The following is a 25,137-nucleotide window of genomic DNA, read 5'->3' on the forward strand; positions in this document are numbered from 1 at the left end:
CCGCTCACTCGAATATTATATATGATGTCCAGGACATGCAGTCATGGCATCCCTCATAAAATGCCGAAAGAACCTTATTTTACTATTTATATGATTACATAGTGTGATACGTTTATCATGATTTAAATTAGATTACTACATGAAACGAAGATTTCAATGGCCAGCTCTTTTGAAGGTAAATCGTTTCAGAAATAAAAAAACAGGGGGCCGGAATTGCTTCCTGACCCCCTGTTTTCATTTTGGCGGGGCCGAGGGGACTTGAACCCCTGGCCTCCGGCGTGACAGGCCGGCGTTATAACCAACTTAACTACGACCCCGTAAATAGAAAATTTATCTGCTCATAATCTCCTCAAGCCCATAAACCTGAGCGAAGGGCCCGGGAGAATCACGCTTTTTCCATGGTAGGCGGAACAGGACTTGAACCTGTGACATCCACGGTGTAAGCGTGGCGCTCTCCCAACTGAGCTACCCGCCCATATTATCAAGCAGCGGAGTGCTCCTTAGCAATGATTGCAATTCTTGTCAAGAACTAAGTTCGAAAGCAGGCCTAATCGTCTTTCACCTTCAGCAGGGCAAGGGGGCCGTTTCCGCGATCTTGCTGCTCACAGGAACGCCCCCGATATCTGCCTTGTTCTCTTCCTTGGGCAGCAAAGCGGCGTTCATCACCTCATCGACATGCTGAACGAAAATGATTTTAATCTTCTTCAGCACATTCGCCGGGACCTCGCTCAAATCCTTCTCGTTGTCTTTGGGGATTATAACTGTCTTTATTCCCACCCGGTGGGCCGCCAGCAGTTTTTCCTTCAAACCGCCGATGGGCAGAATCCTTCCCCGCAGGGTGATTTCCCCGGTCATTGCCAGGTCGCCCCTCACCTTGCGATTCGTGAGCGCCGACGCAATCGAAGTCGCCATGGCAATGCCGGCAGACGGCCCATCCTTCGGGATCGCCCCCTCGGGAACATGCACGTGAATATCCGTATCCTTGTAAAAACCTTCAGCCAGTCCCAATTCGCCGGAGCGGGAACGCACATAGGTCAGCGCGGCCTGGGCGGATTCCTGCATGACATCGCCCAATTTCCCCGTCAGGGTCATCTTGCCGGAGCCCTTCATTACCGTTGTTTCGAGCGTCAAAAGTTCCCCGCCCACCTCCGTCCAGGCAAGGCCAATAGTCAATCCGACGCGATCCATTCCTTCATTTTCATTATCACGGAATTTCGGCACGCCGAGATATCCCGAGACAGCGTTGGCCGATATCTTTATGCATGTTTTTACCCCTTCCGATACCACCTTCCTGGCAACCTTGCGGCAAATGGAGGATATTTCCCTGTCCAGGTTGCGGACTCCCGCTTCTCTGGTATAGTTGCGGATCATCGTCAGAATGGCGCCTTCGGTAAAAACCAGTTTCTCTTTGCTCAGCCCGTTGGCCTCGATAATCTTGGGGACAAGAAATTTGACTGCAATATTGAGCTTCTCCTGCTCGGTATAACCGGCAATCCGGATTACCTCCATCCGGTCCTGAAGCGGCGCGGGAATCGTCTGCAAAACATTCGCCGTCGTAATGAACATCACATCAGACAAGTCGTAATCAACTTCGAGATAATTGTCGTTGAAGGCATTATTCTGCTCCGGATCGAGAACCTCGAGCAGCGCCGCCGAGGGGTCGCCGCGAAAATCGGAGCTCACCTTATCGACCTCGTCCAAGCAGAAAACGGGGTTGCTGCTCCCCGCCTTTTTCAAGAGCTGGATGATTTTTCCGGGCATTGCCCCGATGTAGGTGCGCCGATGCCCCCTTATTTCCGCCTCGTCCCGCACCCCGCCCAGCGAAAACCTGACAAACTTCCGGTTTGTCGCCCGCGCTACCGATTTGGCGATAGAGGTCTTGCCGACCCCCGGAGGCCCGACCAGACATAAAATGGAGCCCCTGTTCTTTTTGACGAGGGTCTGAACGGCGAGGTATTCGATGATTCGCTCCTTCACCTTCTTGAGGCCGTAATGATCCTCTTCCAGAATCGTCTCGGACTCCTTCAACGCATAGTTGTTTTCAGTTTTCTCCTCCCACGGCATGTCCAAAAGCCAGTCGATGTAATTTCTCACGACGGTGGCCTCAGCGGACATCGGCGCCATCATCTGCATCTTTTTGATTTCCTGCTTGACCTTTTTGGCGGCCTCCTCGGGGAGTTTTTTCTGTTTCAGCCTTTTTTCCAGATCGATGACTTCGCTTTTAAAGTCGTCCTTCTCGCCCATTTCCTTCTGAATGGCCCGCATCTGTTCGTTGAGGTAGTAATCCTTCTGGGTCTTTTCCATCTGCTTTTTGACCCGTTTTTTTATTTTTTCTTCAACCTGCAGGATCTCTATCTCGGAAAGCATCAATTTGTAGATTGCTTCCATTCTGTCGGGAATATTTGCGATTTCAATGATTCGCTGTTTGTCGTCCAGTTTGGCGTTGATTTGGGAGATGACGATGTCGGCGAGCTTCGAGGGGTCGTCAATGGATGATACCGTTCCCGCCATGTCCAGATGAACCTTGCCGGTCATTTTGGCATAGTTTTCAAACGCAGAGCCAATGCTTCTCATCAGCGCCTCAATTCGGAGGGCATCCTCTTTCCCCGTTTCCTCGAGTTCATCCACCACAACGAGGAAATGCTCTTCGCAGAAGACGTAATTCCTGATGATTCCCCTTTTTCTTCCCTCCACCAGCACCTTGACGGTGCCGTCGGGCAGACGCAACAACTGAATTATAATCCCGATTGTGCCAACGCTGTATATATCGTCTTCACATGGCTCATCTTTTTGGGCATTTTTTTGCGCAACCATGAAGATCTCTTTTTCTTCTTTCATGGCGGATTCAAGGGCGGCAATTGACTTTTCCCTGCCCACAAACAACGGGACAATCATGTGCGGGAAAACCACCACATCCCGGAGCGGTAAAAGCGGCATTTCCGCATCAATCTGCTTAAACTCTGTTGCTTCTTTTCTGGAGGTCATTTATTATTTCCTGTGATAGTTAAGCCGTCTCGGATTTTTTTTCGAGAAGGAGAATAGGTTTTTCATCGTTTTTCACAACTTCTTCGCTGACGATGCATTCCAGAACATCATCGCGGGAAGGAAGCTCATACATTATCTCAAGCAGGGTGTTTTCCATAATCGCCCGCAAGCCGCGGGCGCCGGATTTTCTCTCCAGAGAGAGCTCCGCAACGGCTTTCAGGGCGCCCTCGGTAAACTTCAATTTTACCCCATCCAACTCGAAAAGTTTTTGATATTGTTTGACAAGGGCATCCTTCGGTTCCAGCAGAATTCGGATCAGATCATCGTGTGTCAACTCTTTGAGCGTCGAAATTACCGGCAGCCGGCCGATAAATTCCGGGATCAATCCAAACTTGAGAAGGTCTTCAGGCTGCACCTTGCGGAGCAGCTCATCCTTGTTTTTCTCTTTGTTGCTGCGGAGCTCCGATCCAAAACCGATGGAGTTGGAGCCAATCCGGCGGGAAATTATTCCTTCAAGATCGTTAAAGGCGCCGCCGCAAATAAAGAGGATATTCGTCGTATCTACCTGGATAAACTCCTGCTGGGGGTGTTTTCTGCCCCCCTTGGGGGGGATGCTCGCCGTCGTCCCTTCAATAATTTTCAAGAGCGCCTGCTGCACGCCTTCACCGGAAACATCGCGTGTTATCGATGGGTTTCCCGACTTTCTGGCAATTTTGTCGATCTCGTCGATATAGACAATCCCCCGGGATGCCTTCTCCACATCATAATCGGCATTCTGCAGCAGGCTGAGGATGATATTTTCCACATCCTCGCCGACATATCCCGCTTCCGTCAGCGTCGTCGCGTCGGCAATGGTAAACGGAACATTGAGCATCCTGGCCAGAGTTTTCGCAAGCAACGTCTTCCCGGAACCGGTTGGCCCGATCAGCAGGATATTGCTCTTCTGAATTTCCACCCCTCCCACATCCGCGCCGGCAGAGAGCCTCCGGTAATGATTGTAAACCGCCACGGAGAGAATTTTCTTGGCTCTTTCCTGACCGATTACATACTGGTCAAGAAACTTGACAATCTCCCTCGGCTCCGGAAATCCTCCGGAAATTTGACCTTTATCTTCCTGATTTTCCTCGTTAATGATCGAACGGCAAAGCTCAACACATTCATCGCATATATAAGATGTCGAACCGGCGACAAGTTTTTTGACCTCATTTTGTCCCTTGCCGCAAAAAGAACAGTACAATATCCCCTTTTCGTAGCCAGAATCCTTTGGTTTTCTTCCCATTATGGAACCCCTTCAGCAAACTTTGTTAAGCCCTCTTCAAGATGACTTCATCGATAATGCCATACTCTACGGCATTTGTCCCCGACATATAATAATCACGCTCGGTATCGGCAGCAATCTTTTCGAGTGGTTGACCGGTCAAATCGGCAAGGATCTGATTCAGCTCCTCCTTCAATCTCAGAATCTCGCGAGCCTGAATGCCGATATCGGTGGCCTGCCCCTGGAATCCGCCCAGCGGTTGATGGATCATGATCCGGGAATGGGGCAGGGCATAACGCTTTCCTTTTTGCCCCGCCGCGAGCAGCAGGGCGCCCATGCTGGCCGCCTGCCCCATGCAGACGGTATTTACCGAGGGCTTGATGTACTGCATGGTATCATAAATTGCCATCCCGGCGCTGACGCTGCCGCCCGGAGAGTTCAAATAGAAAAATATGTCCTTGTCGGGATCGTCGGATTCCAGAAAAAGCATCTGGGCAATCACCAGATTCGCTACATCGTCATCGATTGCCGTGCCCAGAAAGATGATCCGATCCCGCAGGAGCCGGGAATAGATATCAAAGGCCCGCTCCCCGCGGCCATCCTGTTCTACAACCATAGGTATCAAACTCATTTTACAGCATCCCCGCTTTCGATTTTTTCAGCCTCCCGGACCGTTACATTCGCCTTGGCCTCTATGAATTCATAGGTCTTACGGTTGACAAGTTCACCCCGGATATTTTCCACAAGGTTGTCCTTTTCGAGAGATTTTCTGAATGTTTCATAGTCCTGGGAACGCTGAAGCGCAAATTCCCGGATCCGGGCATCCAACTCTTCATCCGTTGCCGCGATCGCCTCCTTTTGGGCAATCTTGTCTAACAAAATAGTTGTCTTGACTATCCTGGCCGCTTCGTCCCGGAAAGGAGCACGCAAATTGGCTGCCAATTCCTCGGCCTTCTTGGGGTCCATCCCTTCGGAAACCATTCTGCTGTGCGCATCGGAAACCATATAATAAACCTGCTGTTCAACAAATACCTCCGGAACCTCAAAAATATTATGTTCGAGCAGTTTATCACTGATCTGCTTGACAAACGCCGCGTCGAGGCGCTTCTTTTTTTCTTCCTCGGCTCTTTTCCGGACATCCGCCCGCAACTCGTCCAGGGATGTATATTTCCCGAAATTTTTGATAAATTTATCATCGAGGTCAGGAAGTCTCCTGACGCGAATATCCTTTATCGCAACTGCGAACTGGACATCTTTTCCGGCCAGATGCGCTGCCTGATAATCCGCGGGAAAGGTAACCTCAATATTCCTGGTCGCGCCCTTGGGAGCATCGATCAACTGTTCTTCGAAACCGGGGATAAAAGACCCGGAGCCTATTTCCAAAAGATGGTTTTCCGCCTTCAGTTCGGGGAGCTTTTCCCCGGCGAGGGCGCCTTCAAAACCGATTGTGACAAAATCACCGGTCTGAACGCCTCTTTCTTCGGCAGGGTTCTCCAAAACGGCAAACATCTGGCGCATCTGCTGCATGTTTGCCTCCAGTTCGTCGTCGTTGACAACGGGTGCCTGCCTTTCCAGTTCCAAACCCGTATAGCCCACCGGCTCTATTTGCGGTTCAACGTCAACCGTGGCGGTGAAGGTAAAGTTCTTTTCCTGCTCTATACCCTCTTGTTCTATCTGGGGCTGACTTACCGCAGCGATGTTATGCTTCTGGATCGCCTCCCAGTAATAACGATTGACAAGATTGGAAATAGCATCCACCTCTACGTCCTGGCGGTAGTATTTTTCCATTATATTACGGGGTATTTTGCCTGGCCTGAATCCTTTGATCCTGGCTGTTTTTCCGGCCTTCTGATAAACCTTGTCCAGTTCATGTTTAACGTCATCCCAGGGAATCTCAAAAGAAATCCTCTTTTTTACGGAACTGACATCATCGATCTTCGGTTCAACAATTTCACTCACGGCAGCACACTCCTTATGTTTATCTCAATACCGGGCCAAGTATGGTGCGAGAGAGGGGATTTGAACCCCTACCCGCGCAAACGGGCTGGATCCTAAGTCCAGTGCGTCTCCCAATTCCGCCACCCTCGCATTTTCTTATCGCCTTTATATTCATCCGACTCTTCTATGTCAACCAATGGATATAGGGAAGATGCGAAAAATATTAAAAAACCGCCCTTTCGGCGGTTTATTTTACTATTGGTCGGGGCGAGTGGATTTGAACCACCGGCCCTCTGAACCCCATTCAGATACGCTACCAGACTGCGCCACGCCCCGACATCAATTACTGCAATCGTGGCGTTCCTTAACACCATAAATTATCCCTGTCAAGGACAATGACACGGTAAAAAAGCAACGGGGCGGCAGCAGGGCGAAAACGGAAGATTATAAAAAGCTTGAATAAACGATCACTGTTGGGGTATAGTCAAGGCACAAGACGGGGAGCGACAGGGAGTAATGAAATCCAGAAGACATATCCTGACTGAAAAATTTTTCTTTTTTTGCATTGTCGCCATATTCCTGTCGGCGGCAACGTCAGCCTATTCAGATATTTACCGATACACTGATCCTGAAGGCGTTATCCACCTGACTAATGTACCGACAGACAACGGCGCCCCTTATGTCCTTGTAATGAGGGAAAAGCGGGTGCTTTTAAAGGTCCCCGGGAAGATTTCCGATTACGAATCCCTAATTAATCAAGCTTCCGAGAGGTACGCCGTTGATTCAACCCTTGTCAAGGCTGTAATCAAGGCTGAATCGAATTTCAATCACAAGGCCGTCTCACCCGTCGGCGCCCGGGGGCTCATGCAGCTCATGCCGGCCACCGCGGCTTCCCTTCAGGTAGCCGACTCCTTTCATCCGGAAAGCAATATAGACGGCGGGGTCCGCTATCTGCGTTACCTGTCCACCTTATTCAAGGGCAATCTGCCTTTGGTCCTGGCGGCTTATAACGCCGGCGAAAATGCCGTCCTGCGCTATAACAACAGCATCCCTCCCTACAAAGAAACCCAGACCTATGTAAAAAGGGTGCTTCGCTACCTTGAACAGTACCGGAACGAGAAGAATTAAAGGTTTTTAAATAAACCTACCTGCTCAAACCCGTTGTCAAGCAGTCCCTTATTTTCTCAAGTTTTTTCTCTTTAATTCCCGGGATATCCAAAAGATCAGCCAAACTGGAGAAACTCCCCTTCTCCCGGCGTCTCTGCACAATTCGCGCCGCGTCCCCCTCCCCAATGCCGGGGACCAGAGCCAGGTCGCCTGCCGAGGCCCGATTGACGTCAAGCGGGATGCCCAACGCCACCCTTGTTGCGGCGGACATCTCCCCTCTCTGCAAACTGCCGTCGCCAGCAACCGTAAAAAGGGCGCCCTGAGAAATCTTTGCCCCCAATAGACTTTCTTTATAGCCGGGGGTTTTTACACCGGCGGCCTCAATCAGGCTTTGAGGCGCGGCGGCGGCGGGGAGGAAATAGATTCCCTCGCCCTGAAAGCCGCGGAGTTCGACTGCAATAAAATCCGCATCCTGCAGCACCAGAGGTATGGGTTCTCCTTGCCGCGGCTGTCCAAGGGTGAAGGACGAAAATCCATAAATTGCCAGGCAGACAAGCAAAACGGCAAACATGCCGGCTCGCTGTCCTGTGGAGACCATCATTTCAACGCTCTTTTTCCAGTTCAAAGGCATCGTGCAGGGCGGTCACGGCCAACTCCGCGTACTTCGCCTCGACAACGCAGGAAACCTTGATTTCGGAGGTGCTGATCATCAGGATGTTGATCCTTTCGTTGGCAAGCGTCTGGAAAATTTTTGCCGCAACCCCGGCATGGCTGATCATGCCGCTGCCGATCACGGAAACCTTGGCAACGTTCTCGTCCACTTCCAGTTTATCCGCGCCGATCGCCTGAACAGCCTCGCCGATAATCCGTTTGGCCTCAAGAACTTCCTTGCGGGAAACGGTGAAGGTCATGTCCGTATAGCCAGCGATGCTCGCATTCTGGATGATCATGTCCACCATGATATTATGTTCTGCCAGCGGCGCAAAGATGGCGACCGCAATCCCGGGACGGTCCGGAACATGAATAACCGTTATCTTGGCCTGGTCGCGATCATACGTCACGCCGGAAACGATTTCCTTCTCCATATTTTCAGCCTCCTTTGTTACAAGCGTCCCCCCTTCATCAGAAAAAGAGGATTTTACATAGACCGGCACGTTGAATTTTTTTGCCAGCTCCACCGAACGCGGCTGCAGCACCTTGGCGCCCGCCCTGGCCATTTCCAGCATCTCGTCGTAGGTTATCCGGGAAAGTCTCCGGGCTTTACTGCAGATGTTCGGATCAGTTGTATATACACCGTCAACATCAGTATATATATCGCATACATCCGCATTCAGCGCCGCTGCCAGCGCCACGGCGCTGGTGTCGGAGCCTCCCCTGCCCAGCGTGGTTATGTTGTTGTCGCCATCCCTCCCCTGAAAACCCGCGACAACCACAATCGTTCCTTCTGCCAGCTCCTTCAGTACAACCTCTTTCTGCACGCTTAAGATGCGGGCCTTGCTGAAGGCCTGATCGGTAATTACGGGAACCTGAAACCCCAGGAAGGATTTTGCCTTATGGCCCATGCCATTGAGCATGATGGCCAAGAGCGTTACCGTTGCCTGCTCGCCGGTGGAAATAAGCGAATCGTACTCCCGCAGGTTTGGTTCATCCGCCGCCTGCCGGGCAAGTTTAATAAGGCGATCCGTCTCGCCGGACATGGCCGACAGGACAACAACCACCTCATTTCCTTCCTCTTTTATGCGGATTACCTTTTTTGCCACATTGGCAATCCTCTCCAGATTGGCAACCGAGGTACCGCCATATTTCTGTACAATCAAAGCCATCTAATTAAAACCCTCCTCCGAGCGGCGCTTCTTAAAAACCACGCCGTTTAGTCGCTGCCTAAATGATTCCCCTGCTGTGGAAATGCGTATTTTCCTTTTTGTCTCGTCGAGATATCTGAAGGCGAGAAAAAGGGCGCCAGCCGGAATAAAATCGGCAATTTTTTCAGCCCACTCTACAACCGTAACCCCATTTCGGGAAACAGTTTCATCAAATCCTGCGTCTATAAGTTCCGCGCTTCCGGCAAGACGATAGACGTCGAGGTGATAAAGAGGCGCCGCCTCGCCCGGGTACTCGTTGATCAGGGTGAAGGTCGGCGAGACAACCGCATACGCAGCGGGAACCCCCATACCTTTGGCTATTCCCTGGACAAAGACCGTTTTCCCCGCTCCCAGTTCTCCCTTAAGCGCGACAAAGTCGCCCGCCTTCAGGATCCTGCCGATGTCCACTCCCAACTGAAAGGTCTGTTCAGGGTTTTCCGATACCAGAGCAACAAAGAAGCTATTTCCAGTCAAAACCGCATCCGCCCGTTCATTTATCAAGAATAACGATGGCGGTCGCCAAATCGTCTGTATGCGAAATGCTTACCGCAACTTTTTCCCTGCACCCGCCACGCTGCAAAGCCGAGGCTTTTCCAGACAGCTTGATACCGGGCTTCCCGTTGCCGTCGTGAACCGTGGCAATATCATTAAAGCCGATTCCTCCGCCCAATCCGGTCCCCAGCGCCTTTAAAAAGGCCTCTTTAACGGCGAAACAGGCGGCGAAATGCAGGGCGGGCCGCGCCTTGGCCTGACAATAGGCAATTTCCTCAACCGTGTAAATGCGCCGAATGAATGCGTCTCCCCATTTGGCGAGAATCCTCTCGACCCTTGCAACCGCTACAAGATCAATTCCGACGCCGGCGGCCATCTTAAGCCCTGCTGATTGCATCGGCCATCAGAACCACCTTTTTCATGACGGAAACATCATGCACCCTGACGATATGCGCCCCGCCCATGATTGAAGCCGTTACCGCGGCCGCCGTCCCTTCGATACGCTCGGCGGGCAGCCCCCCTGTTATCTTGCCAATGAAGGCTTTGCGGGAAACACCCATAAGGATTGGTCTTCCCAATTTTTTAAACTCCCCGAGATGGCGAATAAGGCGCAGATTGTCGTCCGCCGTCTTGCCGAAGCCGATTCCCGGATCGACAGCTATTTGCGCCCAATCTATTCCATCCAAACGGGCCCTTTCCATCCGTTCCCGCAAGAAAGCCGCTATATCGTCAAGCAGGGAAGGGTAAGTCAAGTCGCCCTGCTGCATCACCTTGGGGATGCCCCGCATATGCATCAAAACCACCCCCGCGCCCGCGGCCGAAATGGTTTTCGCCATTGCCCCGTCATAATTCAGAGAGCTTACCTCATTTACTATTTCCGCGCCTGCCCTCAGCGCCTCCCGGGCAACCTCCGCCTTCATGGTATCAACGGAAAGCGGGATGGAGAGCTTTGCCGCAAGGCCCTGAATAACCGGAATAACCCTCTTTAACTCTTCGTCAACGGAAACCGCATCTGAACCGGGGCGAGTGGATTCGCCGCCAATGTCCAGGATATCGGCGCCCTCTTCGACCATCCGCATCCCTTCCTCGATGGCCTTTTGCGGCGAGGCGTAACGGCCGCCATCCGAAAACGAATCGGGGGTCGCATTGATGACCCCCATGATCAGGGTGCGCTCGCCCAGGACAATCTCCCGGCGCGACGTCCGAAACAGCAGATTGTCGTCATTCACTTCTTTCATAAGGTTGTCTCTGCCGGAGTGCCTTCCTCAATTTGCGGGCGGACATCTTCAATTGGCGGGAGGGTTTCGCCCTTGATGAGTGCATCGAGTTCCTGCCCGGTCAATACCTCTTTTTCGAGAAGGACAAGGGCGATGCTGTTGAGCAAACCGATATTCTCCGAGAGGATGCCCTTTGCCTTCTCATAACTGGAGAAGACTATCTGGTTTATCTCTGCATCTATCTTCTTGGCCGTCTCTTCGCTGTAATCCTTATGGGAGGCAAATTCCCTCCCCAGAAAAATCTGTTCCTCCTTCTTGCCGTAGCTCAGGGGGCCTATCGCCTCACTCATCCCCCACTCGCAGACCATCTTGCGAGCCAGGCCGGTAGCTCTCTCAATATCGTTCCCGGCCCCGGTTGTATAATCCTTGAGGATAATTTCCTCGGCAGCCCGCCCCCCAAGGAGTATGACGATGTTATTGAGAAGAAACTCCCGCGGATAGGCATGCTTCTCATCAACCGGCAGTTGCTGGGTAAGGCCGAGCGCCATTCCCCGGGGGATGATCGTTACCTTGTGAATAGGGTCCGTTCCGGGAAGCATGCGGGCCACAAGCGCGTGACCTGTTTCGTGATAAGCGGTGTTTTTCTTTTCCGCGTCGCTGATCACCATGCTCTTGCGCTCCGTCCCCATCATCACCTTGTCTTTGGCATACTCGAAGTCGGACATGGAGACCTTTTCCTTGTTGAAACGGGCGGCGTACAGCACCGATTCATTGACCAGGTTCTCTATGTCGGCGCCGGAAAATCCCGGGGTTCCCCGGGCGATAACGCTGAAATTGACGTCCTCTTCGAGGGGCGTCTTACGGGCATGAACCTCCAGGATCTTTTCCCTGCCGCGCACGTCCGGAAGCGGCACCACCACCTGGCGGTCGAAACGGCCGGGCCGCATCAGGGCTGGATCCAGAACATCCGGACGGTTGGTAGCAGATACCAGTATTACACCCTCATTCGATTCGAAACCATCCATCTCGACCAGCAACTGGTTCAAGGTCTGTTCCCTTTCGTCGTGTCCGCCGCCCAGACCGGCCCCCCGATGACGCCCCACCGCGTCTATTTCATCGATGAAGATTATGCAGGGGGCATTCTTCTTTCCCTGGACAAACAGATCGCGCACGCGGGAGGCGCCGACGCCGACAAACATCTCCACGAAATCCGAGCCGCTGATGCTGAGAAAGGGAACATCCGCCTCCCCGGCAATTGCCCGGGCCAGCAGAGTCTTACCTGTCCCGGGAGGGCCGACAAGCAATAGTCCTTTGGGAATCCGCCCTCCCAACCTGGTGTATTTCTTCGGGTCGCGCAGAAAGTCAATAACCTCCTGCAGTTCGGATTTTGCCTCTTCGACCCCGGCTACATCGAGGAATGTAATCTTTTTTGATTTGTCATTGACCAGACGAGCGCGGCTTTTGCCGAAAGCCATCGCTTTGCCCCCCCCTCCCTGCATTTGCCGCATGAAAAATATCCAGACCCCGATCAGCAGGAGCATCGGCAGCCATGAGACAAGCAGCGTCATATACCAGGGGGAATCATCAACGGGCTTGGCGGAAATGCGCACCCCCTTGTCCTTCAGCAGGGCAATCGCGCCTGCATCTTTAGGGGCATAAGTCTTGAAGACCGTGCCGTTGGTCAATTTACCGGTTATGTTCTCTCCCTGAATCGTCACCTCGGAAACCTGTGATTTTTCAACATTGCTTAAAAACTCGCTATAGATCATCTCTGTTTGCGCTATTTTCGGCTGGCTGAAAAGATGGTACATCATAACGAAAACCAGACTGATCACAAGCCAGAGCGCTATATTTTTCTGTAGAGGATTCAATTTGTTATTCTCCTTTTATGAACATCCGACAATTTTTCCCTGAACCGCAACCTACGGGGAACGGTTTATAAACCGTCCACCGCTCACATTCCAATTGCGCTCTTGATTACTTCAAACCAACTCTATTTTCAACACTTTTTTAGTTTTTTCGGTAATGCGCACCCGCTGGCTTATCCGCTCGCCGGCAATCCAGATAACCGACTGAGCGTCAACCAGCAGGGGAATGGTTCCCCGCAGTGCGCCGGGAATCTTTCTATCAATGAAGTATTTTTTCAACTTCTTTGTTCCTCCCAGCCCCAAAAGATCAATCCGGTCGCCATAACGCCAATTTCTTATGAACAACGGCGGATGGAGGCAGTCATAATCGATAAAAGCCGCCTCCGGGTGGCTCTTGAGCTCCGCAAACCCCGGTTTATCAATCATCTCTGCCCTGATATTCATATTGATTTCAGGCAGACTGATCGTCCCCGGAATTTCAACCTCTCTCTCGAAACCGCCTTTACTCTTTGAAACCCCATCAGCAATTACCCGATCAGGCGCTTTCATGATCTTCAGGACCTTCGCCCATTTTTCGACCAATATCCGCGCGGGAAGATCAAGCTTGCGCAATTTGTTGTCTTTTTTATGGCACAATTCCAGAACCGCCTCTATATGAAGGCAGCCAATACGTTTTTCAAAAGCGGCTATCCCCTCCAACGAAAATTTAATAAGGCGCGCCTGAATCGCCCGATGCTGCTGCAAAAATTCCGATAACGGGATGGCAATTTCTCTATCGTCTTGCTCTATCCCCCAGGAAGCTGCCAATTGCCGAACAACTCCAAGCAGATAATCGTCTTCCTGCCGGATGATCTCGGCGGTGCGAGCGACCCCCGCTGCAAGCTGCGGGTTGTAGCGCTTCGTCAATTCGGGAAGAAGCCAGTTGCGGATGCTGTTGCGCAAAAAAGTCTGGTCCGCGTTGGAGCTGTCCGTCCTGTAAGCAAGCCCCTCCCTGTTTAAAAACTCCAGAATCTCGCTGCGGCTGACATACAGCAGCGGACGGATCAAACAATCATCCCGAATTGGGGCAATTCCCTTGAGACCGTCCATACCGGCGCCTCGGAGCAGATTGATAAAGAACGTCTCCACCTGGTCGTCCCGATGGTGGCCGGTGGCTATCTTTTCAGCGCCGCATCCGGCGGCAGTTTCATACAAAAAGCGATAACGCTCCTCCCGGCTGCTCTCTTCCATGGACTTCCCGGTTTTTTTTTGCCGCTCGCGAACATCCACCCTTTTTGTTATGAATGCTATATTCCTTTTTTCACTGAGGATGCGTACAAAATCCTCATCCCGATCGGCATCGTCTCCCCTAAGACCATGGTTAAGGTGCGCCACAGTGATTTTCAGAGAGTATTCCCCGGCAAGAATTTCCAGGATTCTCAGCAACGCGACCGAATCAGGGCCGCCGGAGACGGCGGCCAAAACGTGTTCGCCCTGTCTGAGGAGAAGATTATCAGCAATGGTTTTTCTTACGGTGTTGAGCATTAGTTGGCATTGATCAGCAAAAAAAAGCCTTCAGATCGGAGAGCCGCTCGCAGACGAAATCAGGGGCGAGACTGAGCAGTTTTTCCCTGTCGCTTATCCCGTTAAGAAACGCGCAACTTATCGCGCCCGCCCTTTTCGCCAAAAGAATATCGTTGGCGCCGTCGCCTATCATCACCGTGCGCGCCGGAACAACCCCCCTTTTTTCCATGATCAGCTCCAGAAGACGGGGATCCGGTTTTTTGAAAGGGGTGCTGTCCTCTCCGCAAACATCGAGAAAACAATCATCGATACGCAGGGCCTTCACTATCCTGAGCGTATATTTTTCGGTCTTGTTGGTCACAAGAACCTTTTTTTTATCACCGAAATAGTCAAGCAAATCAGCAACGTCGGGATAGAGGGCGGTATGATCCAACAGATGCCCCTCATAATAATCGCGAAACAGCGCTATTGCCTCGGGAAAATACTTGTCCGCCTGACCTCCCAATGCCCGCTGGACGGTCGCGGCAACACCGTCGCCAACATATCCTTTTACGGCCTCCACGGTTATCTCGGCAAGACCAAGCGTTGACAAGGCATGATTTACAGAATCAGTCAAATCAATGGTTGAATCGATCAACGTGCCGTCAAGATCGAAAGCCAGCATGTCAACGGATTTCATCTCTCCCCCATGGCCGAGGCAATGTGCCGCACTGTCTGGCGGTAAACCCCGGCATATATCTCCGGGGAAAGAAAGTAGTTGGGACGTTCTTTATAGACCGCGGCCACAACCTCTTGCACCGTTTCCTCCACAGAACCGGTTCGCCGGTAAATGGCCTCAATTTTCGTTCGATGCTCCCTTGCCGACTCCATGCTGTTTTGGATATAGTTATTTGCCTCTTCGCCCGTTACATACCCATAATGATCGGCACAGAAAATATCCACCGGCAAAGAGGAAAGCTTCGCCAGACTTTGCTGATATTGGGTAAAATTGGAGTTGCCGGCGGGGGCGATTATGTCCTCGAAGGGGATTCCCCCTCCATCCGACGGAAAAAGCGCTTTTATTTCCTGACAGTACGCAGAAAGGGAGCAGGAGGAGTGACCCGGCGTTTCCAAAACCCGCACCGTCAAACCACCCAAATCGAGCACGCTTCCCTCCTCAACAACGGAGCCGCTGACATCATCCCGCCATTCCAGATCCATCCCCTTCAGCAAATCCTCAACCCCTACCCTTTTGGCTACCATCAGGCTGGAGGAATTGATCGTGCCAATCGCCTTTTCCATCTTCAGTATCTCCCACCCCCGGGCAAGGGCGAAAATCTGCAACTCCGGATAGCGGCGCTTGAAGAACGGAACCAGTCCCACATGATCAAAATGGGCGTGCAGAATGATAAGTTTATCTATTTTCGCCTCATTTATTTGGAACTCCCGCATCTGTTCGAGAACAACAGGCGCCAGATAACTCATCCCGCCGCTTATAATCAGCGAACAATCATCCCCCTCCAGCAGGTAAACGCCCGATTCCTCGCGCCCGAGATACCAGAGGCGATCACATACCTTGCCCGCATTGCGGTGTCTCATTTCGAGTCCCCCCGTTAACCGTTTATAACTATCTTCGTTCCCGTCTTCAACCTTTTCATCATTTTTTCAAAATTTTCTTCCTGCTTTTGCCGTTCCATAAAGGCGGCAATCTTCTTTTTCATCTCGCCGTCCAGTTTTAGCGTTTCGGAGGCCTTATGTTCAAGCACCTGGATTATATGAAACCCGAAATCGGTCTTGACAATCGGGCCGATCGCCTTGGGCGCCTGTGAAAAGGCGGCATCCTCGAAGGGCTTGACCATCTGCCCGCGGCCAAATGTTCCAAGATCTCCGCCTTTTTCCTTGCTTGGACAATCGGAATCTTTGGCTGCCAACTGCGCAAAATCCTCCCCGGCCACCAATTTTTTACGAAGTCCTTCAGCCTTGGCCAACTTCTGCGCCTTGGTCTTTTCGTCGTCCTTCGCTTCACTGGCCACCAGAATGTGCCGGGCATGCACCGATTCCGGCTTTAAAAACATCTGTTTGTTTGTGGCATAGAAATCGTTGATTTCCTTATCTGTTGCCTTAAGGCTTCCCCCCGCCTCCTGCTGGATAAGCTTTTTTATCTTGATGTTGTTGCCGACCTCTTCGCGAAATTTCGCCATATCCATGCTGTTTTGCTGCATAAATCCCTCGATCGTCTGTCCAGGCGGCATATTCGCCTTAACTTCCTCGATGAAGGCAGTAATCTCCTTTTCACTCGCCGCAACCTTATTGGTCGCTATCTCCTTTTTCAAGAGGGTCAAATTAACAAACCCGTCTATTATTCCCTTGCGGATATCCCCTCTGGCCTGTTCCAAACGCTCCGGGGGTATCTGTCCGGCAATTTGCGCCAATTTCTGCTCAACTTGCGCGGCGACTTCGGCATTCGTGAGCTTCAGTCCATCTACTTCAACGGCTGTTGCGCCTCCATCCACCTTTGCGGCCGGGGCTGCGTTTTGTCCGGCAGGCAAGGCCGCCGAGGCGTTCCCCGCCGGCGCCATAATCTGTTTAACCGTCTTGTCTTTTTCCGCATTCGCATCGCACCCGACTGTAATGCCGAAGATAAAAGCAAATACCGCCGCAATAGTAACATACCGCCCAATTTTCTTAGCCACGTCCCATCCTCCTGAAAGTTTATTCATATCCCGCTATCATCCTGATTTTACATGGATAACACATAGCACATCTGTTAAAACGGAAGCGAGTATATGCGAAAGCAGGCGCTGCCGTCAAGCGGATGGTGATCAAAAAAATCTTGACAACCGAAAAAATTGTATATACTTCCTCAACTCTAAAGGTACGGAAGCAACAAGGGATAGTTACAGGATGGCAACGTGTTTTGCTAACAGGGAGGATGTTATATGAACGTTTTTGAAAAGGCCTATATACCCTACAATGGTTATTACTCTACCCCTTTTGTCCGTTGGCAGGGAAGCATGCAGAATGAAAATTCCATCGAACTGGCGGGAAAAACAGCGCGCAGGTGGCTGCTCGAGAAAAAAAAGATCGACCCTGCTATTTTTGACTACATGTACTTCGGGATTACCATTACCCAGCCCCATCTGTTTTACAGCCACAACTGGGCGGCCGGCATACTGACCGACAACAAGAAGAATCTGCCCGCCCTGATGGTAAATCAGGCCTGCACAACTTCCACAACCATCCTGAATCTGGCGGCGCTGGCCGTGGAACACGGCTCGCTGCAAGTGGCCTTTGGTCTGATGGCCGACCGCTGCTCCAATGGCGGCCATACGGTGTGGGCGAACCCGATGGGCCCCGGAGGCGAGGTATATTCGGAAAACTGGCTGATGGACAATTTCAACAACGACCCCAATGTTTACCCGCCCACCAAGATGGTGCAGACCGCCGATAACGTGGCCAAAAAGGAAGGAATCACCAAAGAGGAATGCGATGCCGTGACGTTGCGCCGCTATGAGCAGTACGAGATGGCGCTGGCCAACGACCGGGCCTTCCAGAAACGTTATATGTTCCCGGCGGAGGTAAAGGTCTCAAAGAAAAAAACCATCTTGATAGAAGAGGATGACGGTGTGACCCCAACGACGGCAGAAGGTTTGGCGAAGCTCTCTCCCATTGAAAAGGGCGGAGTTCACAGTTTCGGCGTACAGACGCACCCGGCTGATGGCAACGCCGGCTTCATCGTCACAACCAGGGAAAAAGCGAAGGAATTGAGCGCTGATCCCAGGATCGAAGTCCGGATCGTCTCCTATGGCTTTTCCCGGGTTGAGCCCGGCTTCATGGCTGCGGCGCCGGTGCCGGCGGCTCAGATGGCGCTTGCCAACGCCGGCCTGAAAATCACCGATATGAAGGCGATCAAAAGCCATAACCCCTTCGCGACAAATGACGTCAATTTCGCCAAAAAGCTGGGCAATGACGTTATGAAGATGAATAACTACGGCTCATCCATAGTCTATGGCCATCCCCAGGCGCCGACCGCAGGCAGAATCATTGCCGAAATGATCGAAGAAGTCGCCATGGCAGGCGGCGGCTACTGCCTCTGGGCCGGTTGCGCCGCCGGAGACACCGGCGCCTCCATGATCTTCAAGGTAGGTTAAAAAACACCCAGGCCGGACCGCTGATTACCGCCGGTCCGGCCTGGGTGTTTCTCCTTAATTACATATCCAAACTTTTTCCCGCACCGGCCTCCTTGACCTCCGTTCGTTGTGCACAACTGAAACTGACGCTCGTCCTCGCCCGGATGACAAACACGGATTCGCCTGGCGCCTTGCTCAGGTTGTTTTTACTGCCGCTTGCTTCTTGGCCCTGTAGGCTTTCGCGAGCAGGGAAACCGGGGCAACCGCCTTTCTTTGCGTTCCCTGAAAGATTTGCAGGGCGCAGGCGCCGCAGCCGGTCACGAGCTGCTCAGCAGCGGAAGCCTTTATTTCATTGAATAATCGCTCGCCAATCGCCAGCGAGAGGTCATAGTTCTTTTTCTTCAGGCCAAAGGTGCCCGCGATGCCGCAGCACTCGTCAGAGTATGCCTGAACCGTAACCCCGGGGATCAGCCGGAGCAGTTCCACCGGCTCGTTGACAATGCCGAGCGCTCGCAGATGGCAGGGATTATGGTAACCGATTTTGACGTTCAAACTGCCGAAATCCAGGCTAAGCTCGCCTTTTTTGTGGAGCTTCATCAAAAAGTCATGAATATCATAGCAGTTTCTTGCCACACTTACCGCCTCTTTTGAATGCACAATTTTCGGATATTCCATTTTAACGGCAAGAGCACAGCTTGACTCGCTGAAAATAATGGGGATGTTTTTGTCTGTAAATTCCAGCAGTTTACTGATATTGAATTTGATATCCTCTGCAACCGCGTTTATGGCCCCAGAACTCAGGCGGGCAATGCCGCAGCAGCGGAAATCGGGGATGATAACCTCAAAACCGTTCTTTTCGAGAATTTCCACGGTTGCCAAACCATCATCCTCAGGCTCATTAAAATTGGTATAGCATCCCGTAAAAAAGACGACCTTCCGGGTGCTGGTCTGGTGCGGACGTTTCTCCATCATTTTCCGCAGGGTGAGCTTCGGAAATTTCGGCAGAATCCGGCGGGAATCGAGCCCCACGGCCATTTCCATTCCCCTGCGGAGAGGCTTCAGCGAATTAGCCCAATTGGCGAGCGGCGCGAACATGCTCGATGTCTCGCAGAGCTGGCGTGTACTTGCCAATACCCGCTGGCCGAAGGGCTCCCCGCCTTTCTCCACTGCATAAGCCCGACCCATTACCGCAAGCCAGGGTATGTCGGCGCCGGAGGGACATTCCGTGAGGCATCTTTTGCAGTTCACGCAGGAATCAAGAGCCTCCCTGAACTGCGGAGAATCCAGAATGCCCCGGTCAAGCGTTCCGTCCAGATAGCCGCGGATCAGCGTTGCCTTGGCCCTTCCCAGAGCCCATTCCTCGGGAACCTTCATTGCCACAGGGCAATAAGAGCGGCACTTCCCGCAGCCTGAACAGACCCCGCTTGCCTCCTGCACCTCCTCACTGGCCAGAATCGCCGACTGGGATGACTTCTCGTCTTTTTTTCTGAATTTGAGGAATCGGGCCAGGGGGTTTTCATCCCCCCCCACGATGGCGCCGGGGTTGAAGATGTTGTCGGGATCGAAAAGTTTTTTTATTTCGATGAACGCCGCGTAAAGCCCGGGATACTGCCGCCGGGTATAAAAAGTCCGCAGCCGACCGTCCCCGTGTTCACCGCTAATCGTTCCCTGCAGCGAGAAAATAAGTTTGTAGGTTTCCTCGGCAATGGCCAGCATCTTCTGCACTTCTTCCTCCTGACGCAGGTCCAGAAAGACCATCAAATGCATGTTGCCGTCGCCGGCATGCCCATAGATGCCTGCATCAACCCCGTATTTGCTGAATATTTCCCGCAATCCCTTTATATACTGCGGGAGACGGCCGGGATGAACGGCGCCGTCCTCAACAAAGGCCACGGGCTTTTTGGCGCCTTTTGTTTTATTGAGGATCGGGCCGGAGATGGCGCGCACCTTTCCCAACATGGCCATGTCCTTCTGGTCTTTGGCCACCCTGATTTCCATCGCCAGATTTTCGCCATTCATGGCCTGCCCGACCTGGGAGAACCTGTCGCGGAGTTCACTTTCATCTTTCCCCTCGAACTCGATAAACAGCATCGCCTCGACGCCCTCCGGCAGATACGGCCGCAACTCCGCTTTCTGCTGACGGGCCAAATCGAGTATCCGCCGTTCAATGATCTCCAGCATTGTGGGCCCCAGCTCACGGATTTTCTGGACAGCCTGGCCGACCTTCTCCAGTGAATCGAAATAGACCAGGCCGCCCAGTGTCTTTCCGGGAAGCGGGGAAAGCCTGATCTTGGCCTCGGTAATAATCCCGAGCGTCCCTTCGGAACCCACGAGCAGGGGAGTCATATCCAGAAACCCCTCCTGCTGAATTCTCCAGAGGTCGTAACCAGACGAATTTTTAATCGTAAAGGGTCTTTCGTCTGCCAGCGGCTTTGCATAGCGGGCCAGCACATCGGCAATCCCCTGGTAAAGAGTCCCTGCCTTTTCGAAAACATTTCCGTTGGCAACAGGTCCGGTCGTAATCATTTCGCCATTCGCAAGAACAATTTCCAGGGAAAGCACCGTATCGCGGGTGGCGCCGTATTTTATGGCATGCGGACCGCTGGAATTGTTCGAAATCATGCCGCCTATCGTGCAATGCTCCTTGGTAGAGGGATCAATCGGATAGAAAAGCTTTCGGGGCTTCAGCAGTTTGTTCAGGGCGCCCGGCGTTATCCCCGGCTGGACGCGAACCCATTTTTCCTGGACGTTCTCTTCCAGAACATTATTCATGAAGCGGGAAAAATCGAGGATGATTCCCTCGCCCAGCTCGTTGCCCACTCGGCTGGTGCCTCCTCCCCGGGCAATCAGCGGAATTTTGTTGCGGCTCGCATACTGTACCACTTTGATTACGTCGTCCCTGTCCCGGGGCTGCAAAATTCCCAACGGCTTCACCTGGAACAGGCAGGCTGCGCTGCTGTAGAGGGTGCGACTGATAGCATCGCAAAGCACTTCGCCCTTGATTATTCCCTTGATCTCTGCAAATATTTTTTCCGGCGTCGGAAAAACCTCTGTCTCACCCATGATATTTCTCCTCCAAAATAGAGCGCCTGCCATTAACCTTTCTCCGCTCTGCGGCCGACACATTGTTTGTTAGCCTTGCTGTCGGACGTATAGAGGCGTTGTCTTAGCTTGTCAAGTGTAAAGGAATGAGCCTGTTTATATTTCCCGTTCCTAATGAAAAATCCGTGCTATAAGCCGCTCATATTTTATAGCTGTCTCTTCTTGTGGGTTTGCCTCGCCGGGCATGCCCCCAAGAGGGGTCGCTCTGAATAATTGACGTTTGAGGCAATTGCAAAACTCTCACATTCTGTCATTCCCGCAATGATTTTAAGCGGGAAAACGAAGTTTAATGTTCATAATCTGGTTCTAACTGCTTGAAAAACCGTATTCCCGATAGAAGCATTGTGTACATTAAGCTCCGCTTTCGGGAATGACAAATAGTTTTGCAATTGGCTCGTTTAACAAAGATTTTTATTAAATCTGCCGGCTGTTTGCGGCAATGAGGATGCATGCGCTACTTTAAACTCCATCAGAGCAAAGCTATTATTGGCGATTACCCTAACCCTGTTTGTCTTTTAGCTGATATCCATGGGAGGTGCGTACCTGTACCAAAAGTCTGTACTTACCGAGGAGTCAATAACGAAGGCAGCGGAGATTAGTAGGGTAATTAAAGCAGCCCTGAAAGGCCAGATGTTTACGCACAACACTCAATTGACTCAGACACTGGTTGACGAAGTCAATACTTTCAGCAATGTCGACGATATATACATCATAAATCACGAGGGAGTTGTCAAATTTTCTCAGAATCATTCACTCCTCGGGGAACAATTCTTCAAGGAGCGCGGCGAATGCCGCCAGTGCCACCATGATGCAACAGGGAAAAAACACCTGACGCTGCAAACCAGAAATTCCCACGGCGATTCAGTTTTAAGAAATGTTACCCACATATACAATGAGGCAGCCTGTTATTCCTGCCACCCTGGCAGCCAAAGGATTCTCGGCCTGCTGTTTGTCGATTATTCCACAACCGATACAGACGCCTTTATTGCATCAACGCTTTGGAGGGTCTTTCTTACCGCGGTGGCGGCTTTTATCGTCCTCTCCCTTGTGGTATTTTATATTGCCAACCACCTCATCTACAATACCATAAGGCTGCTTATCGACGGCACAAGAGAAATTATCAAAGGCAATTACAATAAACAAATCAGTTATCAGGGGAACAGGGAATTCGCCGCTCTCGCCAACTCCTTCAATGACATGTCCAGCGGCATTGTCCGTCGCATCGGCGCCGCTTCCTGTCCCAAGAGCGGCACTGAGGTAAAAGACATCCTTCTTGCCGCAGACGAGGCCCTGTATAAGGCGAAAGAGACGGGCAGAAACAAGGTGGTTTTCGGTTAGACCGCTCATCCGCTTTGTTTGCTCCGGAAGGTACGCAGCCGGTAAAACGATGATTCGCGGTCAGGATGTTCGTTGACATAATTCCCGCATTCTGCTAAAAAAATCGCCGCGAGATAAAAACGTAACGGAAATCTGTTGCCACCCGGAAAAGGGGGGCGCCTGTTCAGAAAATGCAGGCAAATGTTTATATGGGGAGGAAATTTGTCGGAAAAGCAAAAAAGTGATTCACAGGAAAGGTTATTGTTCTTCATTAACGCCCTGTTGGAGAAAAAGGCATTAAACCCGGTTGTGCTCGATGTAAAAGAAATATCAGCTTTTGCCGATTGGTTTATTATTTGCAGCGGGGCATCCGACCGGCAGGTCAGGGCAATCGCCGCTGCCATCCAGGAAAATGTAAAAAAAGTCGGCCTGCTTCCGCTGGGGGTTGAAGGCGAATCGGAAGGAAAATGGATACTTCTCGACTACGCTGACGTCATTGTGCATGTCTTTATCGAATCAATCCGCGGCTTTTACGATCTGGAGCGATTATGGGCGGAAGCCCCCCGAATGGCGATCCCAAAGGACGCAACTTTCCTGGCTTCGCTGCCGAAAGCAATATAACCCACAGCGAAGGTCCAAGGCATTGAATATTCTTGCCGGGATTGCGGACATTATTTTCCCGCCTTGCTGTGTCGTTTGTGGAGAGCTTCTGCAGCGGCATTCTTCGCTTGCTCTCTGCAAAAACTGTCTGCAAGGAATCAGCTTTATTGTCTCGCCGCTTTGCCCTCGCTGCGGGATGCCTTTTCCCGCGGAAGAGGGCGGCGATCACCTCTGCGGCCAGTGCCTGCTGGAGGAAAAACCATACGCGCTCGCCCGTTCCGTCGGAAGGTATGAAGGCACAATCCTTACCGCCATTCACAAATTCAAGTACCACGGCAAAACCGGAATCGGCAAGGCGCTGGGAGGCATCATGGCCGATTTCGCCTCCGGGATCTGGGAAATGGGAACATTCGACCTGATCATCCCGGTTCCCCTGCACATCAAAAGACTGCGGGAAAGGGGATTCAACCAGGCTGTAATCCTGGCACGCGCATTGTCCAACCGTTTCCATGTCCCGCTTGACTTTTCATCTTTGAAAAGGACCCGGTTTACGCCGCCGCAGGTCGGCCTGGGCAGAAAGGAACGTTTGGCAAATGTCAAGGGCGCGTTCTCAATAACAACCCCCCGCAAAATAGCCGGTAAGAAGATATTGTTGATTGACGATGTTTACACAACGGGCAGCACGCTTGTCGAATGCTCCCGCGTTCTGCTTGACGCCAATGCCGAGGCGGTGGCAATTTTGACGGCGGCCCGGGCAACCGGAGAACATACTGCCCAGAAGGAGAAAATATGAAAAATATCCTGTCCCGGGAAGAGTTGCGGGAAACCGTGGAGCGTCTGCGGAAAAAAGGCGGCAAGATCGTCTTTACAAACGGATGTTTCGACATACTCCACGCCGGACACGTCCGGTATCTCAAGCAGGCAAAGGCAGCCGGGGATATTCTTGTTCTGGGGCTCAACAGCGACTCCTCCGTCCGCAAAATCAAGGGAGAAAAGCGCCCGATCGTGCCTCAGGAAGAGAGGGCGGAGGTTGTAGCCTCCCTCCGGTCGGTGGATTACGTAACAATCTTCGAGGAAACGACACCCCTCAAGCTGATAGAGCTTCTCAAGCCTGACGTCCTCGTCAAAGGCGCCGACTGGAGTGAAAAAGACATTGCGGGCCGGGATTCAGTCCTGTCGTGGGGGGGACGGATCGAGCTGATCCCAGTTGTGGAAGGCGCCTCCACGACAAACATTATCGGAAAGATCTGCCTTGCGTACGGGCAAAGATAGCCGTCCGCATTTTTTTCTTTACAAACCATCGGCAATCGTGTATCATCCCCTCCCTCATAGTTGGACTGATAAAACGCAGGGAGGAGCAAGGCGCTGAAAAAAACGTTATCACCTGAAAAATATGAGTTCTTTCGTCAATTCTTGACAGGCAAGATCAATGAGCTCCTGTCCGAAGCGGGGAAGACCGTGTCGGAAATGACAAACGGTTTGCGGGAAAACTATCCCGACCCTAACGACCGCGCTTCGCTGGAGTCGGATCGCAATTTTGAGCTGCGCATCCGTGACCGGGAGAGAAAACTGATCATCAAGATGCAAGAGGCAATCAAGAGAATCGACGACGGCACCTTTGGATTATGTGAGCTTTGCGGCGGTCCGATCTCGGAAAAAAGGCTGATGGTAAGGCCGGTTACCACCCTGTGCATCAACTGCAAAACGAAACAGGAAAAGGTTGAAAAACTCGAAAGGGAGTAGGCTCCTCAGAACTGTTCTTATTGAGGATAACAAATA

General features: G+C 51.9%; 22 protein-coding genes and 4 tRNA genes. 7 read left to right on the forward strand and 19 right to left on the reverse strand.

Going from position 1 to position 25,137, the window contains the following annotated elements; all coding sequences use genetic code 11:
• Nucleotides 1-240 precede the first annotated feature (240 nt).
• The 8 genes from K0B01_07075 to K0B01_07110 all read right to left on the reverse strand — a co-directional run bounded on the left by K0B01_07075 (nucleotide 241) and on the right by K0B01_07110 (nucleotide 6,517).
• Nucleotides 241-317 (reverse strand) — tRNA-Asp (locus K0B01_07075).
• An 82-nt stretch (nucleotides 318-399) separates the two neighbouring features.
• Nucleotides 400-475: transfer RNA gene (locus K0B01_07080), tRNA-Val, on the reverse strand.
• Between the two features lie 89 nt (nucleotides 476-564).
• Nucleotides 565-2,985: an endopeptidase La gene (gene lon, locus K0B01_07085; protein ID MBW6485898.1), complete on the reverse strand. Its 2,421-nt coding sequence runs from the start codon at nucleotides 2,983-2,985 to the stop codon at nucleotides 565-567.
• Nucleotides 2,986-3,004: 19 nt separating this feature from the next.
• Nucleotides 3,005-4,264 (reverse strand): ATP-dependent Clp protease ATP-binding subunit ClpX, encoded by a 1,260-nt coding sequence (gene clpX / locus K0B01_07090; protein ID MBW6485899.1) that lies wholly within the window; start codon nucleotides 4,262-4,264, stop codon nucleotides 3,005-3,007.
• A 25-nt stretch (nucleotides 4,265-4,289) separates the two neighbouring features.
• The gene (clpP, locus tag K0B01_07095) at nucleotides 4,290-4,874 is read right to left on the reverse strand and encodes an ATP-dependent Clp endopeptidase proteolytic subunit ClpP (GenBank protein ID MBW6485900.1); all 585 of its coding nucleotides are present in this window, start codon (nucleotides 4,872-4,874) and stop codon (nucleotides 4,290-4,292) included.
• Complete coding sequence (gene tig / locus K0B01_07100) at nucleotides 4,871-6,202, reverse strand: trigger factor (GenBank protein MBW6485901.1); 1,332 nt, start codon at nucleotides 6,200-6,202, stop codon at nucleotides 4,871-4,873. Before tig ends, clpP begins: the two co-directional genes overlap by 4 nt.
• Before the next feature lie 42 nt (nucleotides 6,203-6,244).
• Nucleotides 6,245-6,331 (reverse strand) — tRNA-Leu (locus K0B01_07105).
• 109 nt (nucleotides 6,332-6,440) lie between these two features.
• A tRNA-Pro gene (locus tag K0B01_07110) sits at nucleotides 6,441-6,517 on the reverse strand.
• Between the two features lie 180 nt (nucleotides 6,518-6,697).
• Between K0B01_07110 and K0B01_07115 the strand changes: the two genes are divergently transcribed.
• Nucleotides 6,698-7,309: a lytic transglycosylase domain-containing protein gene (locus tag K0B01_07115; GenBank protein MBW6485902.1), complete on the forward strand. Its 612-nt coding sequence runs from the start codon at nucleotides 6,698-6,700 to the stop codon at nucleotides 7,307-7,309.
• A 16-nt stretch (nucleotides 7,310-7,325) separates the two neighbouring features.
• Here the strand turns inward: K0B01_07115 and K0B01_07120 are convergent, their stop codons facing one another.
• From K0B01_07120 to K0B01_07165, 10 genes are all read right to left on the reverse strand, one after another.
• Nucleotides 7,326-7,889 carry a helix-hairpin-helix domain-containing protein gene (locus tag K0B01_07120; protein ID MBW6485903.1) on the reverse strand — a complete coding sequence of 188 codons (564 nt, stop codon included), beginning with the start codon at nucleotides 7,887-7,889 and terminating at the stop codon, nucleotides 7,326-7,328.
• 1 nt (nucleotide 7,890) lies between these two features.
• Complete coding sequence (locus tag K0B01_07125; protein MBW6485904.1) at nucleotides 7,891-9,111, reverse strand: aspartate kinase; 1,221 nt, start codon at nucleotides 9,109-9,111, stop codon at nucleotides 7,891-7,893.
• The gene (tsaE, locus tag K0B01_07130) at nucleotides 9,112-9,597 is read right to left on the reverse strand and encodes a tRNA (adenosine(37)-N6)-threonylcarbamoyltransferase complex ATPase subunit type 1 TsaE (GenBank protein MBW6485905.1); all 486 of its coding nucleotides are present in this window, start codon (nucleotides 9,595-9,597) and stop codon (nucleotides 9,112-9,114) included.
• A 43-nt stretch (nucleotides 9,598-9,640) separates the two neighbouring features.
• Nucleotides 9,641-10,039, reverse strand: a complete 399-nt coding sequence (gene acpS / locus K0B01_07135; protein ID MBW6485906.1) for a holo-ACP synthase — start codon at nucleotides 10,037-10,039, stop codon at nucleotides 9,641-9,643.
• Nucleotides 10,020-10,880 (reverse strand): dihydropteroate synthase, encoded by an 861-nt coding sequence (gene folP, locus K0B01_07140; protein MBW6485907.1) that lies wholly within the window; start codon nucleotides 10,878-10,880, stop codon nucleotides 10,020-10,022. The genes acpS and folP overlap by 20 nt, the downstream gene beginning before the upstream one ends.
• On the reverse strand, nucleotides 10,877-12,730 hold the full coding sequence (ftsH, locus tag K0B01_07145) for an ATP-dependent zinc metalloprotease FtsH (protein MBW6485908.1): 1,854 nt from the start codon (nucleotides 12,728-12,730) through the stop codon (nucleotides 10,877-10,879). Before ftsH ends, folP begins: the two co-directional genes overlap by 4 nt.
• Nucleotides 12,731-12,841: 111 nt before the next feature.
• Nucleotides 12,842-14,251 (reverse strand): tRNA lysidine(34) synthetase TilS, encoded by a 1,410-nt coding sequence (tilS, locus tag K0B01_07150; protein ID MBW6485909.1) that lies wholly within the window; start codon nucleotides 14,249-14,251, stop codon nucleotides 12,842-12,844.
• A 13-nt stretch (nucleotides 14,252-14,264) separates the two neighbouring features.
• Nucleotides 14,265-14,909, reverse strand: coding sequence for an HAD-IA family hydrolase (locus K0B01_07155; protein MBW6485910.1), 645 nt, complete (start codon nucleotides 14,907-14,909; stop codon nucleotides 14,265-14,267).
• Entirely contained in the window at nucleotides 14,906-15,808 is a 903-nt protein-coding gene (locus K0B01_07160; protein MBW6485911.1) for an MBL fold metallo-hydrolase, read from the reverse strand. Before K0B01_07160 ends, K0B01_07155 begins: the two co-directional genes overlap by 4 nt.
• Nucleotides 15,809-15,822: 14 nt before the next feature.
• Complete coding sequence (locus K0B01_07165) at nucleotides 15,823-16,902, reverse strand: peptidylprolyl isomerase (GenBank protein ID MBW6485912.1); 1,080 nt, start codon at nucleotides 16,900-16,902, stop codon at nucleotides 15,823-15,825.
• A 246-nt stretch (nucleotides 16,903-17,148) separates the two neighbouring features.
• Here K0B01_07165 and K0B01_07170 point away from each other — a divergent pair, with 246 nt between their 5' ends.
• On the forward strand, nucleotides 17,149-18,360 hold the full coding sequence (locus K0B01_07170; GenBank protein MBW6485913.1) for a thiolase family protein: 1,212 nt from the start codon (nucleotides 17,149-17,151) through the stop codon (nucleotides 18,358-18,360).
• Between the two features lie 174 nt (nucleotides 18,361-18,534).
• On the opposite strand, the gene K0B01_07175 is transcribed toward K0B01_07170, so the two are convergent.
• Entirely contained in the window at nucleotides 18,535-21,402 is a 2,868-nt protein-coding gene (locus K0B01_07175; GenBank protein MBW6485914.1) for an anaerobic glycerol-3-phosphate dehydrogenase subunit C, read from the reverse strand.
• 567 nt (nucleotides 21,403-21,969) lie between these two features.
• On the opposite strand from K0B01_07175, the gene K0B01_07180 reads away from it, so the two are divergent.
• The 5 genes from K0B01_07180 to dksA all read left to right on the forward strand — a co-directional run bounded on the left by K0B01_07180 (nucleotide 21,970) and on the right by dksA (nucleotide 25,101).
• On the forward strand, nucleotides 21,970-22,779 hold the full coding sequence (locus K0B01_07180; protein ID MBW6485915.1) for a diguanylate cyclase: 810 nt from the start codon (nucleotides 21,970-21,972) through the stop codon (nucleotides 22,777-22,779).
• 180 nt (nucleotides 22,780-22,959) lie between these two features.
• Nucleotides 22,960-23,379, forward strand: coding sequence for a ribosome silencing factor (gene rsfS / locus K0B01_07185; GenBank protein ID MBW6485916.1), 420 nt, complete (start codon nucleotides 22,960-22,962; stop codon nucleotides 23,377-23,379).
• A gap of 22 nt (nucleotides 23,380-23,401) precedes the next feature.
• Nucleotides 23,402-24,151 carry a ComF family protein gene (locus K0B01_07190; protein MBW6485917.1) on the forward strand — a complete coding sequence of 250 codons (750 nt, stop codon included), beginning with the start codon at nucleotides 23,402-23,404 and terminating at the stop codon, nucleotides 24,149-24,151.
• Entirely contained in the window at nucleotides 24,148-24,630 is a 483-nt protein-coding gene (gene rfaE2, locus K0B01_07195) for a D-glycero-beta-D-manno-heptose 1-phosphate adenylyltransferase (GenBank protein MBW6485918.1), read from the forward strand. The genes K0B01_07190 and rfaE2 overlap by 4 nt, the downstream gene beginning before the upstream one ends.
• Nucleotides 24,631-24,723: 93 nt before the next feature.
• The gene (gene dksA / locus K0B01_07200) at nucleotides 24,724-25,101 is read left to right on the forward strand and encodes an RNA polymerase-binding protein DksA (protein MBW6485919.1); all 378 of its coding nucleotides are present in this window, start codon (nucleotides 24,724-24,726) and stop codon (nucleotides 25,099-25,101) included.
• The last annotated feature ends 36 nt before the right edge of the window (nucleotides 25,102-25,137 follow it).

It is taken from the genome of Syntrophobacterales bacterium, from assembly GCA_019429105.1.
Taxonomy (GTDB): Bacteria; Desulfobacterota; Syntrophia; order Syntrophales; family UBA5619; genus DYTH01.

Excerpts from the sequence above, each read along its gene's own strand:
- K0B01_07120 (MBW6485903.1), bottom strand. The coding sequence starts at position 7,889 with ATGATGGTCTCCACAGGACAGCGAGCCGGCATGTTTGCCGTTTTGCTT.
- K0B01_07175 (MBW6485914.1), bottom strand. The coding sequence starts at position 21,402 with ATGGGTGAGACAGAGGTTTTTCCGACGCCGGAAAAAATATTTGCAGAG.
- K0B01_07160 (MBW6485911.1), bottom strand. The coding sequence starts at position 15,808 with ATGAGACACCGCAATGCGGGCAAGGTATGTGATCGCCTCTGGTATCTC.
- clpX (MBW6485899.1), bottom strand. The coding sequence starts at position 4,264 with ATGGGAAGAAAACCAAAGGATTCTGGCTACGAAAAGGGGATATTGTAC.
- clpP (MBW6485900.1), bottom strand. The coding sequence starts at position 4,874 with ATGAGTTTGATACCTATGGTTGTAGAACAGGATGGCCGCGGGGAGCGG.
- tilS (MBW6485909.1), bottom strand. The coding sequence starts at position 14,251 with ATGCTCAACACCGTAAGAAAAACCATTGCTGATAATCTTCTCCTCAGA.
- K0B01_07155 (MBW6485910.1), bottom strand. The coding sequence starts at position 14,909 with ATGAAATCCGTTGACATGCTGGCTTTCGATCTTGACGGCACGTTGATC.
- K0B01_07125 (MBW6485904.1), bottom strand. The coding sequence starts at position 9,111 with ATGGCTTTGATTGTACAGAAATATGGCGGTACCTCGGTTGCCAATCTG.
- rfaE2 (MBW6485918.1), top strand. The coding sequence starts at position 24,148 with ATGAAAAATATCCTGTCCCGGGAAGAGTTGCGGGAAACCGTGGAGCGT.
- K0B01_07180 (MBW6485915.1), top strand. The coding sequence starts at position 21,970 with ATGGGAGGTGCGTACCTGTACCAAAAGTCTGTACTTACCGAGGAGTCA.
- acpS (MBW6485906.1), bottom strand. The coding sequence starts at position 10,039 with ATGCAATCAGCAGGGCTTAAGATGGCCGCCGGCGTCGGAATTGATCTT.
- rsfS (MBW6485916.1), top strand. The coding sequence starts at position 22,960 with ATGTTTATATGGGGAGGAAATTTGTCGGAAAAGCAAAAAAGTGATTCA.
- K0B01_07170 (MBW6485913.1), top strand. The coding sequence starts at position 17,149 with ATGAACGTTTTTGAAAAGGCCTATATACCCTACAATGGTTATTACTCT.
- K0B01_07115 (MBW6485902.1), top strand. The coding sequence starts at position 6,698 with ATGAAATCCAGAAGACATATCCTGACTGAAAAATTTTTCTTTTTTTGC.
- lon (MBW6485898.1), bottom strand. The coding sequence starts at position 2,985 with ATGACCTCCAGAAAAGAAGCAACAGAGTTTAAGCAGATTGATGCGGAA.
- folP (MBW6485907.1), bottom strand. The coding sequence starts at position 10,880 with ATGAAAGAAGTGAATGACGACAATCTGCTGTTTCGGACGTCGCGCCGG.